General features: G+C 50.0%; 10 protein-coding genes, 1 tRNA gene and 2 pseudogenes. 7 read left to right on the forward strand and 6 right to left on the reverse strand.

What is annotated here, in order from left to right:
- A pseudogene (locus tag ACR6Z4_RS26645) lies at nt 1–669 on the reverse strand (tetratricopeptide repeat protein); the annotation flags it as partial.
- A 46-nt stretch (nt 670–715) separates the two neighbouring features.
- Nucleotides 716–1990 carry a P-loop NTPase family protein gene (locus ACR6Z4_RS26650; RefSeq protein ID WP_479720378.1) on the reverse strand — a complete coding sequence of 425 codons (1275 nt, stop codon included), beginning with the start codon at nt 1988–1990 and terminating at the stop codon, nt 716–718.
- 267 nt (nt 1991–2257) lie between these two features.
- Between ACR6Z4_RS26650 and ACR6Z4_RS26655 the strand changes: the two genes are divergently transcribed.
- The 3 genes from ACR6Z4_RS26655 to ACR6Z4_RS26665 all read left to right on the forward strand — a co-directional run bounded on the left by ACR6Z4_RS26655 (nt 2258) and on the right by ACR6Z4_RS26665 (nt 6670).
- The gene (locus tag ACR6Z4_RS26655; RefSeq protein WP_479720379.1) at nt 2258–3535 is read left to right on the forward strand and encodes an efflux RND transporter periplasmic adaptor subunit; all 1278 of its coding nucleotides are present in this window, start codon (nt 2258–2260) and stop codon (nt 3533–3535) included.
- Nucleotides 3536–3584: 49 nt separating this feature from the next.
- Complete coding sequence (locus ACR6Z4_RS26660; RefSeq protein WP_479720380.1) at nt 3585–4775, forward strand: ABC transporter permease; 1191 nt, start codon at nt 3585–3587, stop codon at nt 4773–4775.
- Nucleotides 4776–5011: 236 nt separating this feature from the next.
- Nucleotides 5012–6670 (forward strand): CTP synthase, encoded by a 1659-nt coding sequence (locus ACR6Z4_RS26665; protein ID WP_479720381.1) that lies wholly within the window; start codon nt 5012–5014, stop codon nt 6668–6670.
- A gap of 38 nt (nt 6671–6708) precedes the next feature.
- On the opposite strand, the gene ACR6Z4_RS26670 is transcribed toward ACR6Z4_RS26665, so the two are convergent.
- Entirely contained in the window at nt 6709–10215 is a 3507-nt protein-coding gene (locus ACR6Z4_RS26670) for a hybrid sensor histidine kinase/response regulator (protein WP_479720382.1), read from the reverse strand.
- A gap of 399 nt (nt 10216–10614) precedes the next feature.
- Here ACR6Z4_RS26670 and alr point away from each other — a divergent pair, with 399 nt between their 5' ends.
- On the forward strand, nt 10615–11814 hold the full coding sequence (gene alr, locus ACR6Z4_RS26675) for an alanine racemase (protein WP_479720383.1): 1200 nt from the start codon (nt 10615–10617) through the stop codon (nt 11812–11814).
- Nucleotides 11815–12147: 333 nt separating this feature from the next.
- Nucleotides 12148–12236 (forward strand) — tRNA-Ser (locus tag ACR6Z4_RS26680).
- A gap of 327 nt (nt 12237–12563) precedes the next feature.
- Here the strand turns inward: ACR6Z4_RS26680 and ACR6Z4_RS26685 are convergent.
- On the reverse strand, nt 12564–13058 hold the full coding sequence (locus ACR6Z4_RS26685) for a hypothetical protein (RefSeq protein WP_479720384.1): 495 nt from the start codon (nt 13056–13058) through the stop codon (nt 12564–12566).
- A gap of 202 nt (nt 13059–13260) precedes the next feature.
- On the opposite strand from ACR6Z4_RS26685, the pseudogene ACR6Z4_RS26690 reads away from it, so the two are divergent.
- Both ACR6Z4_RS26690 and ACR6Z4_RS26695 read left to right on the forward strand, forming a co-directional pair.
- Nucleotides 13261–14343 (forward strand): annotated as a pseudogene (locus tag ACR6Z4_RS26690) (dihydroorotase); the annotation flags it as partial.
- Nucleotides 14344–14364: 21 nt separating this feature from the next.
- Nucleotides 14365–15177 carry a DUF1838 domain-containing protein gene (locus ACR6Z4_RS26695; protein WP_479720385.1) on the forward strand — a complete coding sequence of 271 codons (813 nt, stop codon included), beginning with the start codon at nt 14365–14367 and terminating at the stop codon, nt 15175–15177.
- 148 nt (nt 15178–15325) lie between these two features.
- On the opposite strand, the gene ACR6Z4_RS26700 is transcribed toward ACR6Z4_RS26695, so the two are convergent.
- Entirely contained in the window at nt 15326–15721 is a 396-nt protein-coding gene (locus tag ACR6Z4_RS26700; protein WP_479720386.1) for a nuclear transport factor 2 family protein, read from the reverse strand.
- A gap of 28 nt (nt 15722–15749) precedes the next feature.
- Nucleotides 15750–16727 carry a hypothetical protein gene (locus ACR6Z4_RS26705; protein ID WP_479720387.1) on the reverse strand — a complete coding sequence of 326 codons (978 nt, stop codon included), beginning with the start codon at nt 16725–16727 and terminating at the stop codon, nt 15750–15752.
- Nucleotides 16728–16960 lie beyond the last annotated feature (233 nt).

Here is a 16960-nt window from a genome sequence, read left to right on the forward strand (position 1 = left end):
GTCTTCATCCAACAAGGATTGGATGTGCAGAATTTTATCTCGTCGTTCTTGGAGAGTTAGATTTTGAAATTTTTCTTTCGTAGGTTCTTTGATGTATGCCTGTTGTGTGGCTTGTTGTAAGCGATCTGCATCCATCGGCAATTCAAAAATGCCCGATCGCCAGTCAAAGAAGTCGGGGGCACGATGGATTAGATATTTGATCACAAACAGAGGTACTAAAAAGACAAAACAGGTGTTGAAGCTGTCCCGAAAGTTTTCTCGTTGCTGGTTGAGGTTGACCATAATCGGCGGCACGCCTTTCCAGCTATAGGCATGGGTGTCTTTGCTCGTCCATCCCAGTTGTCGCTTGGTGTCTTCGTAGTCAATCAGAGAGTGTTCTAACCCCTGGATAAATAAAACATCTACCTGTCCCTTGTCGCTAAGAAACTGTTGCACTCGTTTAAAAAAGTTGCCATCTTTGATTGGGTCGTCAAAGCTGAGAACTGCAATCTGTTTTTGGCTCAGATCGTGTCGAACTTGGTGGGTAATGCGTTCTCCTTCTGCCGGGTTGCACTGGACAAACAGCAAGCCAAAACCACGGGTGCGCCTCAGCGCCCGTAGCAATGCTCGATATTCTTCGTCGGGGTCGTGGGTCAGTTCGTCTTCCCACTCTGGCAGGCTGGTGGTCATGGCTGAATCTGTGCCAATGCAGCTTTGAATTCGGGGATGGCTTTGATCAACGGATGGACGTCATACAACATTGCAGGGTATCGTCTGCATCAAAGTAACGATATTCCATCACGCAACGACGAAACAATAAGTCTCGGTGGGGTTCATCGTTTTTGATGGCACGGTGTCGGGCAACGGTCGCTAAAATTTGCCACTGATCAGATTCCACCGTGCGACGGTAGGTGTCACGGGTTTCGGCAATGGCACGACGCACAGCTTTGGTCGGAATAGGCAGAGTATCAGTTTGATTCAGTGCTTCTTTCATCAACAGCAGCAACTCTCGGACATGACCACCGCTGGCAAGACAAAGCGATTGCACGATGTCTGGGGTTTCAAAAATCTCTTGTTCGAGTTTGGCATGGGGTAAAAAGAGTCTGATTCGATGGGCTATCACGGCTCTCATTTTGTCGAGTCCGGGGGGATAAGGGATACCATCTGGGGTTTGCACCATAATCATCGGCAACAGTTCGGGATTGCCATACAGTTCTTTCAAGTCGTTGGCACGATTGGAATGCACCATCGAGATCGGTACGGTGTAAATCAGATGGCAATCTAGTCCTTTGAGTTGTTCACTGCGATCCAGATAAATTTCATCGTGGTTGCTGTGTCCGTAGTCATCATGCAACGGCACAATCCGATCAAGATTGTCTGCAATCACCACAATCTGCGATTTGCCGGTCGGCAATTTGCACCGAGCATCCGCAATAAATTCGTTAAGTGCCTTCACCAACGTCACTGTGTGAGGATTGACGAGATCTCGGATTTTGCGACGCTGACTGGGAACTGCCCGTAGGGTTGCGGTCAACTCGGCAAATTGTTTTGCCAGTACGTTTACATTCAAAGACTCCAGTTCGATGCGAGTTTGCAGCACATCTTGTAAGCTTCGCCCCTGTTCTTTAAACCAGTTAATCAATGGTTTGGGGTCAGCTGTTTTGAGATCGTTGAGTAAATGTCTGGCACACGCCAACAGAATATCGGTATACTCCACATCTTGCGGGTCGATGTCCCCATCATCCCCAACTGCGGCAAAGTAGACAACAAAGCATCCTTTTGCTTCTAAATCGGCTTTCAACCGCAACAACTCGGTGGATTTGCCTGCACCTCGATGCCCGGTATAGAGTTGGCAGGTCACGCGATGAGAACGCAAAATTTCTTTGCCTAACCCCACCAATATGTTTGCGTCACCCCGTTCTGCCTGACAATCGACATAGGCAGGATCGCCCGGTTGCAAGGGCTGGAACGGATCGATGGCATTGTAGATATCAGTTAAAACATCGCTCATAATTGGCACAGTCCTGCTCTGCCTTTCATCTTAACGGTAGACTTGGGGGTGAGAAAGGTTATACAGGGAAAAGCGAGTTTTTTCCAGGAACAGAGAATTGAGGTGCTGCCATAATTTCGGCATTGCTTAATAGCAGGATGAATTTGAACGTGAACCCAAAGGGTTCACGTTCAAATTCATCCCCAAAATCAGTAACGTCATAATTTCTGGAATTTGGGGTGATAGGACTGTAGGAAAAGCCAAATTATCTGATTGGGAGAATTTAGGGTGTCTACCACAATGAATCCACCAGATGGGGTGAAACGAAAAACTGACCGGCGACTCAAACTGGGGATGCGATCGCTCGTTTGGTCGGGTGCATTGGCAGCCATTAGTGTGGGCGGTTGGGCAGTGTATATGCTGGTGTTAAACCGTCCGCCTGAAGCCGTCATGGTGAAAGTGCTAAAGGTTGAGCGCGGTACGGTTGAAACGGTGGTGAATGAAAGTGGCACTGTAGAACTCAGCGGTCAGCAAACCCTGGTGTCTCCGGCAGAAGGAGCGGTGGAGCAAGTATTAGTGCAACCGGGCGATCGCGTTACGGCGGGTGAAGTTTTGATTACGTTGCGCAATCCCGATCGGCAAACGGCTGTGCAAGATCAAGACATCAAAATTACGCAGCAAGAAATTACCCTGGCACGCAGTCGTCAACAAATTGCCGAAGCTCAGGAGAAATTGGTCTTAGAACAACGACGGTTAGATAATTTGAGGGCGATCGCAGCCGAGGGAGCTGTACCTCAAGATGATGTATTCGATCAAGAAAATACAGTGCGGGAATTGCAATCGACGTTGCGACAGGCACAAACGACTACAGATACGGCTGAATTAGAATTGCAAAGCTTACATCTACAACAACAGCGGACTCAGCAACAACTCGAAGACACGGTGATTACAGCCCCGATTAATGGCATTGTTTTAGATGTTCAGGTGAAAGATGGCGATGGCGTCGAGTTACGCACCGAGTTGTTGACCCTGGGCGACCCCTCTGAAGAATTGGTCAAACTCCAACTTTCAACGTTGAATGCTGCCCAGGTGCGCTTAAATCAATTAGCTCGCGTTAGTGTCATTGGTCCCGACCCAGAAATCTTTGTCGGACGGGTTCGCAGCATTTATCCGCAAGCGTTGCGCCCCAGCACCGAGCAAAGCACAACCCAGGAAGATGGACAGGCGATCGTTCCCACTACCGTGTTGTTAGATAAACCGACTCGCAGCTTGATTCCAGGCAGTCAAGTCAATGTTGAGATTGTGTTAAAGCAACACCAAAATGTCATCACATTGGGGGCTGAAGCAATCCAACGCAATGAAGCCCGTCCGTTTGTGTGGCAAATGGATGATGCGGGACGAGCCGAACAACAATTTGTCACATTGGGTTTAGAAGGCTTGACCACCGTCGAAGTGACATCGGGTCTCAAAGCAGGAGATGAAATCATCTTGCCTCCCCCCGATACCGTCCTGGAACCCGGTATGCCCGTCAATCCCGAAGAAGAAGGGGAAGAAGCTGATAGCTAATAGCTAACAGCTAACAGCTAACAGCTAACAGCTAACAGCTAATCTAATTATGAGCCTCAAATTTTCCGATCTGTTGCATCTGACCTGTCGTTCGTTGGTGAGCAATCCTGTGCGATCGCTCTTGACTACGTTGGGTACATTTATGGGCGTTGCGGCGGTCAGTGCCACGCTACAAGTGGGTACAATTAGTCGCGCTGTCATTGCGCAAAAGTTAGAGAGTCAAGAAGCGCCCCAAATGACGCTTTTTCCAGATTGGTCGCCTGATCCGGCGCGGCGGGTGAGGCTGAGTCAGGCAGATATGCAGTATTTGCAACAACGATTGGTCGGCATACAATCCATCAGTTCATTGCGTTGGGCAGGGTCTGCCACCGTTTTGTTTCAAGATCACGAAGCCAATCCCGATTTATTAGCGGTATCCCAAGAGTATTTGCAGACCTCTGGGCGCAAGCTATCGAGCGGTCGATTTTTTACCCCAGCCGATTTTGAGAACTATCGCCCGGTTGTGGTGATCGATCAAGTTTTGGAAAATCAGTTGTTTCATGGTCAAGAGCCGATCGGTCAAATTGTTTATGCCGGACAACAACCGTATACCGTGGTCGGAGTCTTCGTCAATAAGCCCAGCGATAGTGAAAACGCTCCCAGTAGCGGAGCGATGTTGATGCCCATGGCGTTTTATAGTGCGCTGACGGGTAATCAGACAATTGGGATGATTCGCATTCGTCCCTATGATTTGAATACGTTGGAGCAACTGGGCGAAGAATCTAAACAGCTTCTAACACAACGATTTCCAGGTCGAAATTTCTACGCCTGGAATAATGTTGAAGATATTGTGGAACAGCAAAATATTTTGCAGCTGGCATCCAGAGCATTGGCAACGGTTGGGGTGGTGTCGTTGTTAGTTGGAGGGGTAGGAATCGCCAATATTATGATTGCGGCAGTAACCGAACGCACCTCTGAAATTGGCATTCGGCGGGCGATCGGGGCAACGCAACAAGAAATTATGACGCAGTTTGTTTTAGAAGCGGTGATTTTAAGTTTAGCTGGAGGAATAGTTGCGATCGCCACAGTGCATGGCTTAACGTTAATTGTTGCCCAGCGGTTTGAGTTGCCCTATGCCTTTGATGCAAATACCGCTGCGATCGCTCTGGGTGCAGCTCTGACGGTTGGTGTCAGTGCCAGCTTTGTACCGGCTTTGCGCGCCAGTCAACTTGATCCGGTTACGGCTCTCCGCTCCGAGTAGTGAAGCGATCGCTTGCTTAGTATCCTGACAACGTTAAAACCCGATTTTTTTGAGAGAGCGGCGGCGGAGCCGCACTCTCCCAAAAAAGTTCTTCAAGGTATTGGCATGAAGATCCTTAGGGATAGATCGATGTCGGAATTGCGAAAACAAAAGGATGATTAAAAGTTGGATTTAGACACCCTATGCCACAATAAATGGGTTGTATTTGCAGCAAGCTGGGCGTCAGGTGGCAGTTTATGACTAAATTTATATTTGTAACGGGTGGAGTCGTTTCGAGTATCGGCAAAGGTATTGTGGCAGCAAGTTTGGGTCGCTTGCTGAAGTCAAGAGATTACTCGGTTTCCATCCTCAAACTCGACCCCTACATTAACGTTGACCCCGGTACGATGAGTCCGTTTCAGCATGGGGAAGTGTTTGTCACCGAAGATGGCGCAGAAACGGATCTGGATTTAGGGCATTACGAACGCTTTACCGATACATCGATGTCACGGCTAAATAGTGTGACGACAGGTTCGATCTATCAGGCAGTGCTGAATAAGGAGCGTCGGGGCGACTATCAGGGGGGTACGGTGCAGGTGATCCCGCATATTACCAACGAAATCAAAGAACGGATTTTGCGGGTGGCAAAGAATACTAATCCCGATGTGGTGCTGACTGAGATTGGCGGCACGGTAGGGGATATTGAGTCGTTGCCCTTTTTGGAAGCGATCCGTCAGTTTCGTAAAGAGGTGGGGCGGCGCAATGTCATCTATATGCATGTGACGTTGATTCCCTGGATTCCGTCTGCCGGAGAAATGAAGACCAAACCCACACAGCATTCGGTCAAAGAGTTACGGTCGATTGGGATTCAACCAGATATTTTGATTTGCCGCTGCGATCGCCCTCTGCCGTTGGGTCTTAAAGATAAGTTGTCAGAATTTTGTGATGTCCCGGTTGAGTGTGTGATCACGGCTCAAGATGCTCCTAGCATTTACGAAGTGCCGTTGATTTTAGAAAAAGAAGGGCTGGCACATCAGGTGTTAGACCTGTTGCAGTTGCAACAACGACCGCCCGATTTAGAGCAATGGCGCACTCTGGTCGAACGGCTCTATTGCCCCACCCACTCGTTAGAAATTGCCATTGTCGGTAAATATATTCGCTTAAGTGATGCCTATCTATCGGTGGTAGAAGCCTTACGCCATGCGGCGATCGCCACGGGTGGCGCACTCAATATTCGCTGGGTCAACTCTGAAGACCTCACCCCCGAAACAACAGAGAAGATTTTGGCGGGGGTCAACGGCATTATTGTGCCGGGTGGGTTTGGCACACGCGGTATCGATGGCAAGATTGCGGCAATTCACTATGCACGTGAGCATCAGATCCCATTTTTGGGGCTGTGTTTAGGGATGCAGTGCTCGGTGATTGAGTGGGCACGCCATATTGTTCAACTTGACAATGCCAACAGTGCCGAGTTTGACGCTGACAGCCAAAATCCAGTAATCAACCTGCTGCCCGAACAACAAGACGTGGTGGATTTGGGTGGAACGATGCGTCTGGGGTTATATCCTTGCCGGATTTCACCGAATACGCTGGCAGAACGGCTTTACCAGGAAGAAGTGGTCTACGAACGGCATCGCCATCGCTATGAGTTTAATAATGCCTATCGTAATTTATTCCTGGAGTCGGGCTATGTTATCAGCGGCACCTCACCCGATGGTCGATTGGTCGAAATTATAGAACTGCCCAGTCATCCTTTTTTCATTGCGACCCAGTTTCATCCAGAGTTTCAGTCGCATCCTAGCACCCCTCACCCATTGTTCAAAGGCTTGGTGCAAGCGGCGATCGCCACAGCTAACCCAACCACGATCGTGCCCGTCATGCCATCGCCTGAACCCGTGATGGCACATGAAGCATAAGCATTACCGGAGGATAGGAGCGCGGCAACGTCGCGCTCTCATCCGGAATGATGATTGGGGTTGCGTTTTGTCAGGATGGCGATCGCTCTAACCAGGGTTTCCGGTTCTACGGGTTTGGCAATATGTTGTTGAAAGCCAACGGTTAATGCTTGCTTTTGGTCGTACTCCGCTGCATAGGCGGTGAGGGCGATCGCCGGAATTTTGCCCCCTTGTTCGTCGGGCAATTTTCGCACCTGCTGCATTAGCATATAGCCATCCATATGGGGCATACCGATGTCGCTAATCAGGGCATCGGGACGATGACGATCTAATAACAGCAATGCTTCGGCAGCGGATGCAGCGACCCAAACCGTCGCCCCATATTGTTGCAAAATCACCTCTGCCAGCTCGCGCAAATCGGCGTCATCATCAACTACCAGCAGGCTCAATCCGGTCAGGTCAATATCGGGGTGGTGTTCAACCGGCAAGGGAGTCGAGGGTGCCAGTGCCATCAAGGGCAGTCGTACACAAAAGGTAGCTCCCTGGTTTTCGCCAAGGCTGTCTACATGAATGGTGCCACCGTGCAACTCCGTCAAATGACGGGCGATCGCCAGTCCCAACCCCAATCCACCAAAGCTACGCGTCGTCGTGCTATCGGCTTGCCGGAAATATTCAAATACATGAGATAAAAATTCTGGCTTAATTCCTCTCCCCGTATCCGTTACCGTAATTTGAGCGTAGGAATAAATCGGTGAATGGGTGGATGTGTGCCCATTATTCGATTCATGCATCCACTGATGCAATTGCTCATCCGTAGCTTCATTCAATCGCACATATACCTGTCCGCCGTCGGGGGTGAACTTAATGGCATTGGATAAGAGATTCCAGACCACTTGCTGAAGCCGACCTGGGTCACCGGACACTTTGCCAATCTCGGTATCTATTTCAGTATGAATTTGAATATTTTTGGCATCGGCTGCCAGTCGCACGGTGCCGATAGACGCATCAATAATGCTAGCTAAATCAACGGGGCCGGCATTCAAGATCAGCTTGCCGCGTAAGATGCGAGAAACATCTAACAAATCGTCGATTAACTGGGTTTGCAACTTGGCATTGCGTTCGATCGTTTCTAATGCGCGATCGGTTGTGGCTTCATCAAATTTGCGCGTGCGTAACAACCGTGTCCAGCCCAAAATCGGGTTCAGTGGCGATCGCAATTCATGAGACAGCACGGCTAAAAATTCATCTTTAATGCGATTTGCCCGTTCTGCTTCTTCGCGGGCGATCTGTTCCTGGAGCAACGTCAAATTGCGCTGTTGCTCCAGTTGCTTCTGGTCTTCGATATCTGTAGCAGTGCCAAACCATTTGATCACCTGCCCCTGGTCATTTTTTAGGGGAATCGCTTGATGTAAATGCCAGCGATAGGTGCCATCACCAGCACGCATTCGCCCTTCTGCCTGGTAATACGATCCGTCTGCTTGCGCGATCGCCCAATGCTGACTCAACGTCGGCATATCGTCTGGATACACGACGACTTCCCACCCTTGCAGTTGGACGTCCTCTAGCGTTAGCCCTGTAAAGTTGATCCAGCGTTGATTGACATCTAACAAGATCCCCTGAGGATTGGCAGTCCACACCAGTTGGGGAATGGATTCTACTAAATAGCGATAGCGTTCTTCACTTTGCCGTAGTTCTTCTTCGATTCGCTTGTGGCGACTAATATCGAGATTGATACCTGCCCAACAAATAATGTCGCCCTTTTCGTCACGCACAGGTACCCCCCTTGCCAATACTGGATGCCATCGTCCATCTACCCCACGAAATCGATGTTCCATATCCCAAAAATCACCCGATCGCACACAGTCTTGCCATGCCGCAATCGTGTGTTCTGCATCATCGGGATGCAGTGCTGCTCCCCAGCCAAACGCCGCGCATTCGTGTTGGGTCAACCCAACCAGATCTAAAAAAGATTCGCTGACATAGACGTTGCGCCCTTCGGGGTCACATACCCAAATGCCATAATCGATCGTTTCGCCGATGGCTCGATACAGTCGCTCACTTTCTTCTAAGGTTTCTTCAATTCGTTTACGGGCACTAATATCTGTTGTGGAACCGACGACCCGAACGGGTTGCCCCTGTTCATCTCGCAGCAAATAGCCCCTGTCCCACACAGTAATCCACCGCCCTGAGCGGTGGCGCAGGCGATATTCAAATTCGTAACGATCGAGCTTTTCTGCCAGAATCGTTTCCATCACCAGTTGAATTCGGGCAAAGTCATCGGGATGAATCTGCTGTGCCCACCAATCTTGATGCGGCGGCACTTCATCGGGATGATAGCCAATTAAGCGATGCAATCCTTCTGATCGATACACCTCCCCGGTTTGGGGATGCCAATCATACACAATGCCATCGACGGCGCGCGCTGCCAGGCGAAACCGTTCTTCACTTTCGCGCAGGGCGACTTCTGTTTTTTTGTACTCAGTAATGTCGTAGTTAATTTCGAGAATGGCACCGGGTCGTCCTTCCGGCGTGTGTTGCAACGTCCAGCGGCTGTTGACCGTGATCGGTGTGCCATCCCACTTAAACTGAATGAGTTCACCTGCCCAGTAGCCTTGCTGTAAGACAATTTGGTTGATTTCTTCAAGCGGTTGGGGAAACACGGTTTGAAAAAGCTCATGGATCTTTTGACCATAGACTTCCGCTTTTGACCACCCGTACTGGCGTTCTGCCCCTTGATTCCAGTATGTAATGCGATCGTCGTCTAGATTGCAAATGATAATGCTGTCATTGGCAAAGTCGAGCATTTGCATTTGCTGTTGCCGCATTTGTTCGTCGTATTTGCGGCGAGTAATGTCGTGAAAGTAAACGGCTAACCCCGTTGCAATCGGATTGACATGCACTTCAAAACATCGCTCTGGGTTGACTACGCTAAATGTTTCAAACACGATGACGCGTTGTTCGGCGATCGCACGGCGAAAGTTTTGTTCGACCAGACTGCCTTGCAATGCGGGGAATGTATCCCAAATGGGTTGGCTCAATAACTCCTGGCGCGATCGCTTTAAGTATTCACTGGCTTGACTATTGACATAGGCAAACCGCCACTCTGAGTCGAGCGTATAAAACCCATCCACAATGCTATCTAACAGTTCAGTAACCCGCTGATTGGCGCTACGTAGCGATGATTCACTGGCTTTTAGCTTTAGCACATTGTCGTCAAGCTTCTGATTGGTATGTCGCAGAGAGCCACAGAGAGAGCTGATCACCAGGCACTCGACGACAAAAACCAATAACCGGATGCTGCCTTCGACGGTGAACAGAAAAGAATTGGCAGGATGGACAAAATAATAATTGCTGAGCAGTGCCGACAAACCCGTCGCTAACAGCCCTGCCCGAATGCCACCCCGCCACGCACTAACAACCACCGCTCCAAAAAATAACAAAAATGGCGTTTGGCTCATCTTCGCAACTGGATCAAGCAGCAGCATTAGCAGGAAAGCCAACATTACAGCAATACACGCAACACTGTAAGGATTGAGCCGAAGGCGAGCCGTTGGGAGTGACAGCATGGGTGAGCAGGCAAGAGCAAGGTTAGATAGCAAACGATACAATTTCAATACCTTCTACCTTAAGACGACCGTGGAGCTTAACCCATTCGTCTGGAGAGAGATTTTCGTTTAGACTTGCCAAAAATCTTACTCTAAACGCTTGTTTTGTTTTGGCGTTGCTGATTTTAGGGATGAATTTTAGAGTCGCCCTCGTTCTAATACTCCGGGGTGGAATATCCTTTAAAGGCTCTGCATCCAGGAACCCGTTGTAACTAGCCGCTTCAGACCCAAGAGTTGAGGGTGGGTGCCCGCAGGGCACCCACCCTCAACTCTTCAGATCGGATCTTAGTGTTTTTAGCATGAGTCTGTAGAATGGGGCTATCCAAACGGTGGTGTGAGTCTCAGAGGAGTAGCGCAAGCATGTTAAGTTGGGAGCATAGCCCAAGCCTGTTGCCATTGCAGCGAGATAGAGCTTGGGTAGAAATAGATTTATCCGCATTAGCGCACAATGTCCGCCAGATTAAACAGGTGTTGTCCCCCACGGCTGAGCTAATGGCAGTGGTGAAGGCAGATGCCTATGGGCATGGTGCTGTGACGGTGGCACAAACGGCGTTACAAAACGGAGCCACATGGCTGGGGGTGGCGACCATTCCAGAAGGCATTGAACTGCGAGAAGCCGGGATCAAAGCGCCGATTTTATTGTTAGGGGCAACCAATACACCCGACCAGGTCAGGGCGATCGCCAAATGGAAGTTACAAGCGACGCTGTGCAACCCCAAACAGGCGCTAATTTTTTCGGAAACTCTAGCCAATTTGCCTAACCCTGCGCCCCTGCCGGTGCATTTGAAGTTAGATACAGGCATGTCGCGGTTGGGGTCGCCCTGGCAGCAAGCGGTGGAGTTTGCTCAACTGGTCAGACGCTTGCCCCATTTGCACGTTGCCAGTGTTTATTCCCATCTTGCAACGGCAGATGATCCCGACCCAACGGTGATGCAGCAGCAACAGACTCGATTTGAAGCGGCGATCGCCCAACTGCGATCGGTAGGCATTTGTCCCCCGCGTCTGCATCTGGCTAATACGGCAGCAACGTTGATTGATCCAGCGCTCCATTATGATCTCGTCCGGGTGGGACTGGGGTTATATGGTTTGCATCCGGCTCCCCATCTGCGCGATCGCGTGGCACTGAAACCTGTGATGCAGGTCAAAGCCAGAATTACTCAGGTCAAGCCAATCCAGGCAGGGACGGGGGTGAGCTATGGCTATCAATTTATTGCCGATCGCGACCTGATGTTAGCTGTGGTGGGCATTGGCTATGCCGATGGCATTCATCGCAACCTTTCTAACCGAATGACCGCTCTAATTCGGGGGCAGCGGGTGCCTCAAATTGGTGCTGTGACGATGGATCAACTGATGTTGGATGTCAGCACGATTCCCAATTTACAGGTCGGCGAAGTTGTCACCTTATTGGGGCATGATGGGCAAGACGCCATCTCGGCAGATGATTGGGCAGAGTTGCTGGGCACCATTTCCTGGGAAATTATGTGTAGCTTTAAACATCGGCTTCCCCGCATTGCCATCAAAGAGCCAAAGTTACTCAATGCCGATCGGGTGCAACTTTAAAGCGGTGCTGATTTTGGGCATAGTTTGAATGTGAACCCTTTGGGTTCACGTTCAAACGTATCCTGCTACTAATACCGATTTAATGTGAAGCTGCGTCTTATTCAACCCCCGGCTGTCGCCGTCCCCCTTGCCAAAGGGGACTACAGGGGGTTCTAGTTTGGCGCAACTTCATAAAAGATTGGTATAAGCACTGCCCAATTTAGTCAGGAACTCCTGCACCCCGTTTTTTGTGCCCCGTCACCTGAAACAGCGCTACAAGAATTAGGCAGATTTAATTTTCTAAGCCGCAATATATTTGCTACAATCTGCTATGATTGGAAAGCTTTCCACCGTGGAGAGGTGGCTGAGTGGTCGAAAGCGGCAGATTGCTAATCTGTTGATGGATTTAGGTCTATCCGAGGGTTCGAATCCCTCCCTCTCCGTTGATGGCTTCTAGCCAAAACTTACCTCAATCATCCTGAGGATTGGGGATTTAATAAAATTCAATTCTTACTAAGAGAGCAGTGGCAGAGCCGCTGCTCTCTTAGTAAGAGGGATGTGCTGATGCCTGATCGGTTGCCAATGCTGCCAGGATCTCTGCGGCATCGTGCTGCCCCCAGTAATAGCCCATTGTTTGGCTCATCTGGTTTGCTCGCATTGCCTCTCGGTGTGCTGCGTCATAAATGCGATCGCCTTACCCTTAACCGCAAACCCTAACGCCGCCTGTTGGGTCGAAACGCGATCGCTACAGATTCGGGAGATTGGCGGAGTCAGGATATCATCTGCCGTAGGCTAGCGAGTTCGTCGGGAGTGAAGGGGTTTACGCCGTGTTTCAGGCTGGCAATCCATAGAACGCGCTGGGCTTTGGCTTCCTCATCCGATCGGTTTTGCTCAGAAATGACTGTATAAAAGTAGCGATCGCTGTTTTGGGCAGCTTGCAGATCCTCCAGAGCACCCGCTAGATCTTGAGTGAGTGCCCGTGCCATGCCTCTGGCTTCCAAACACGACGTTTCTGGCTCATCTCCAAGTAGTTCAACGGCTCTTTCTCCAGCAAACAGCACTGGCTCGGCATGGTTGTGCAAACAGCCAAACCAGCATAAGTGTTGCCAGTGAGCTGCATCGACTGCCAGATTGGGGTTGCGCTGCTGGGCTGCTTCATAAGCTTGGATCGCCGCCTCAATTTCTCCCTGCTGTGCCAGAGCCGTGCCCTCGCTGAGATGAACGGCGACTGCAAAGGTCGGATGTTGGCTCAGGTCGTCTGGCACATTAAGCAACCTATGCAGATTGTAAGCATTCTCCCAGCGGGTCTCAGCATCCCAACGAACGTCTTCGAAATTTGTCTGATCGAGATCGGCGCTGCGGAGGTCGGCGCTGCGGAGGTAGCGATCCAGCAGACTATTAAAGGAAAATGCTCCTAAGCAATCACTGTAGCCGATCAGCCTTAGAAGTTGTGTGTTGTCCCAATTGCCGATCGCCCCTCAGCATATTGATGAAATAGAGTGGCTGTTTGAGGAACATGGGGTCGCCTCATTCAAAATCTTTATGTTCTACGGGGGCTACGGGCTGCATGGTCTTTTCAATCAACAGAATTTATTTCTGATGATCAATGAGGGCGATCGCTACGACTTTGCCCATTTCGAGTTCATCATGCGGGGTCTATCTCAGCTCAGAGAACGCTATCCCGCCCTGCAAGACTCGATCAGTCTCAGCCTGCACTGTGAAATCGCCGATATTCTCAATGCTTACACCAAAATCGTGCAGCAAGACGCCACGCTGACCGGCCTGAATGCTTACAGCGCCGCCCGTCCTCCCCATTCAGAAGGACTAGCCATCTGCATTGCTTCCTACCTGGCGCACGAAACGAACTGTGCCAACATCAACCTGCTCCACCTCAGTTCCCGTAAGGCAGTCGAAGCGGCTTTGATGATGCAAACGACCTTTCCCCACATCAACTTCAGGCGCGAAGTTACCATACGCCATCTCCTGTTAGATGTGGAAACGCCCACCGGCAAATGAGCCAAGGTAAATCCCCCAATTCGTCCCCGAGCCGACGTTGAGTTTTTATGGAACGCCGTATTGCAGAATCAAATCGATCGGATTGTCAGCGATCACGCCTGCTGTTCAGCCGAGCAGAAGACCAGCCTCCAGGATCCAGACAATATCTGGTTGGCGAAAGCTGGCTTTGGTGGAACGGAATATTTGCTCTCCGGCGTGGTCAGCGAGGGCAGCAAACGGGGCATGTCTTACAATCACATGGCAAGGCTTTTGTGCTGGAATCCGGCTCAACGGTTTGGTCTACCCCAAAAAGGCGATATTGCCGTCGGGTATGACGCCGACCTGGTGCTGCTCGACCCTAATTAGAGCTTTGTGGTGCGTGCGGCTGAATCCCTCTCTCAGCAGGGCTATACCCCCTTTGAAAGCATGGAGTTAACCGGACAGGTCCAGCAGACCTTCCTGCGCGGCAATTTAATTTACGATCGCGGCCAAATCGTCGGTTCACCCCAGGGACAATATTTGAGGCGATCGCCGGCATTCAAGCGTTCAGTTTAGTGAAATATTGAGGAACCTGTTATGGCTACTGAACAAGACTTTGAGGCTCAGCACTGGGTCAAGACACGCTCATCCCTCGATCCCAACGAATCCAGCTTCTTAACCTGGTCAGGTGCCATTTACGCATTTATTCCCGGCGAGAAGCGAAACTGCCTGTTTCAGATGGTGGGTGTCAGTGTCAGCCGATGTATTCCTGTGGAAGAGGGGAAGTGGGATTTTACCTCTCGGGAATTGACATACTACCTGCATCCAGAAACGGGTGAGATTTTGCGCCAGTGGGAAAACCCCTGGACTGGCGAATTACTCACCGTGATGCATGTTGCCAATAATCCCGTCCAGGGTCACTTCAAGGGCAAATTTCCGGCCCGTGTGCATAGAGAGAATACAACCTTTGTGTTTGACATCTTTATGGCTTACCCCAATCCGCTCGCCACAGAGCCCAAATTTGCCGATTACAGCCCCAATCCCACCTATCAAGCTGCCGAGCTATTTAAACTCACCGTTCCGACGGAAGAACTCTTAAATCCCGAAGTTCTATCTGTGTCGCAATTACAGCTTTATTGGGATCGGATCGGACCGTGGGTGCCCTGGATGAAAATGGGCGATCGCCCCGGTCAACTCGTCTACAGTGCCTCTGGTGGCAAAGTCAACGGGTTCGACGAATTGCCGCAACTACTGAAGGATGAGATTAATACTCGCGTCCCTCTCTATAAAAAAGCCCCTCCATCCTACTTGGATGGAGAAGATGCAACCTCCTGGCTGTATTTTCAAAAGAATTTTGATGCTTATTTAGCAGGAGAAACGTTTCCCTTGCCCCAACCCGAAGAGAGTTAATCCAACGTGAGTTCAACCAAGGCGCAAAATGGTGCCCCATGCTCCGCGTGGGGCACCATTTTGCGCCATTTCAGCCGCCCGTCGGGCGGCTGAAATGGCGCTATCGAATTCACGTTAAATCTGTTCTCAATTGCTCATGAATTGCTAATTAATTCGATTGCCCATCGCTGCCTAAATACTCACGATATCCACAAATCTTATCGCCCCGCACATCAAACGAAACCGCGACTCGATTTTTGTAAGGTTTTCCCCACATCAGCCCTTCATCACGAAACTCAAAAACAACCGTTGTTTCGTTGCTGGTAATCCGATCGAGCGTCAACGTTAACCCCTCGCTATAAACCTCAGAAACATAGTTAAAAAACTCGATCGCACGTGCTTTTCCAACATTCAATCCCCGAAACTGACCCAGCGGAAACCAAAACGAAAAATCGTCAGTAAGCATATCAAAGAACACTTGCCATTCTCCAGTTGCCAGTCCATGTTCAAACTGGGCAAACGCTTGCCGAGCAACTGCTAATGTATTGGCTGATTCTGTAGTCATAGCTAGAGCGTGGTTTAAACAACGATCATCATGCTTCTTGCCCAACAATCACCCAAGTCATTTCGTCTGGTGCAATGAAACGAAACGAGCGCTCATTAAACTCATTCGATAAAATGGGCGTCACGGATCGCGCATTACTACGACTGACGCGATCGCGAAACTCCTGAATATCATCAACCTGATAGGTGAAAAGACACATCCCCAACACTCCAGGTTGAGCAAACTCAAGCTTATCAGGCGTCGAATATAGCGGCGTGTAGACTTGTAAAACACCGACATCCGTTTTGGGTGACATGAATGAAGATAAAAGAAACTCCTCTCCCTCGTCTAACATGAGAATCTGCCGAGTGGCGGGATTTTTATAACCCGATCGCTTCCGAGTATTGTTAGCAGGCACTAATCCAAAGGCATCAATGTAAAACTCAGCAGTATCATGATCCGCTGTGACAATACTGGAGTGAGTGCCCTCACTAACACCCAGAGGAGACGCCGGATCAATTACCCCATAACCGGGACGAGTATAGTTGTAGCGTTGAAAGAAAGCCTGCCGCGTTTCGGAGCCAAGAACAAAAAATTCGCGCACACCCGTAAATCGTTCATAGAAGTTAGTGCCCGGTTGACCAACAAATTCAATCCCACGAATGGGTTCTGTCACAACCCAATCGCCACCATTGACCTTGTCATCATTAAAGGCATCCGCAACGGCATAAATATCCTGCACCAACGAAGCAAACCAGCGACTACCAATCACAAACGGGTGTGATTTTTGCAGCCCTTCGTTACGCGGCTGCTCCCAAACCATGACGCGAACCAGACCATGATCCGCTGAGCTGCCATTTTGCAAACGGATTGATGTCAGCTCAGAGGCATGACCATAGAGCGCATGAGCCGCTTCCGCCGACAACTGCCCTCGCTCAATCTCCCGATACCCCAACTCTGCCCAGTATCGAAGCGTCTGCTGCTCTTGCTGAGAACCAATACAATGCTCAAAGATGCCACTGATCATAGTTTGCAGAACACACTCCTATGGATGGTTGTGGCGAAGCAGTTGAAAGCGATCGCCTACAACCAAACTACAACAAAAACGGCGATCGCTCGTAGGGGCAGGTTTTGCCATAATCTAAACGACACATCTAAGATTATTTTTCAAACCTGCCCTGGCTGCTCACACGCCCCATTACGCACCCAAGTAGACGAGCCATCCTCCCAGTGTTCTTTCTTCCCTAAAAGAGTGTTGGG

This window comes from Calyptranema fuscum S582 (assembly GCF_055793305.1).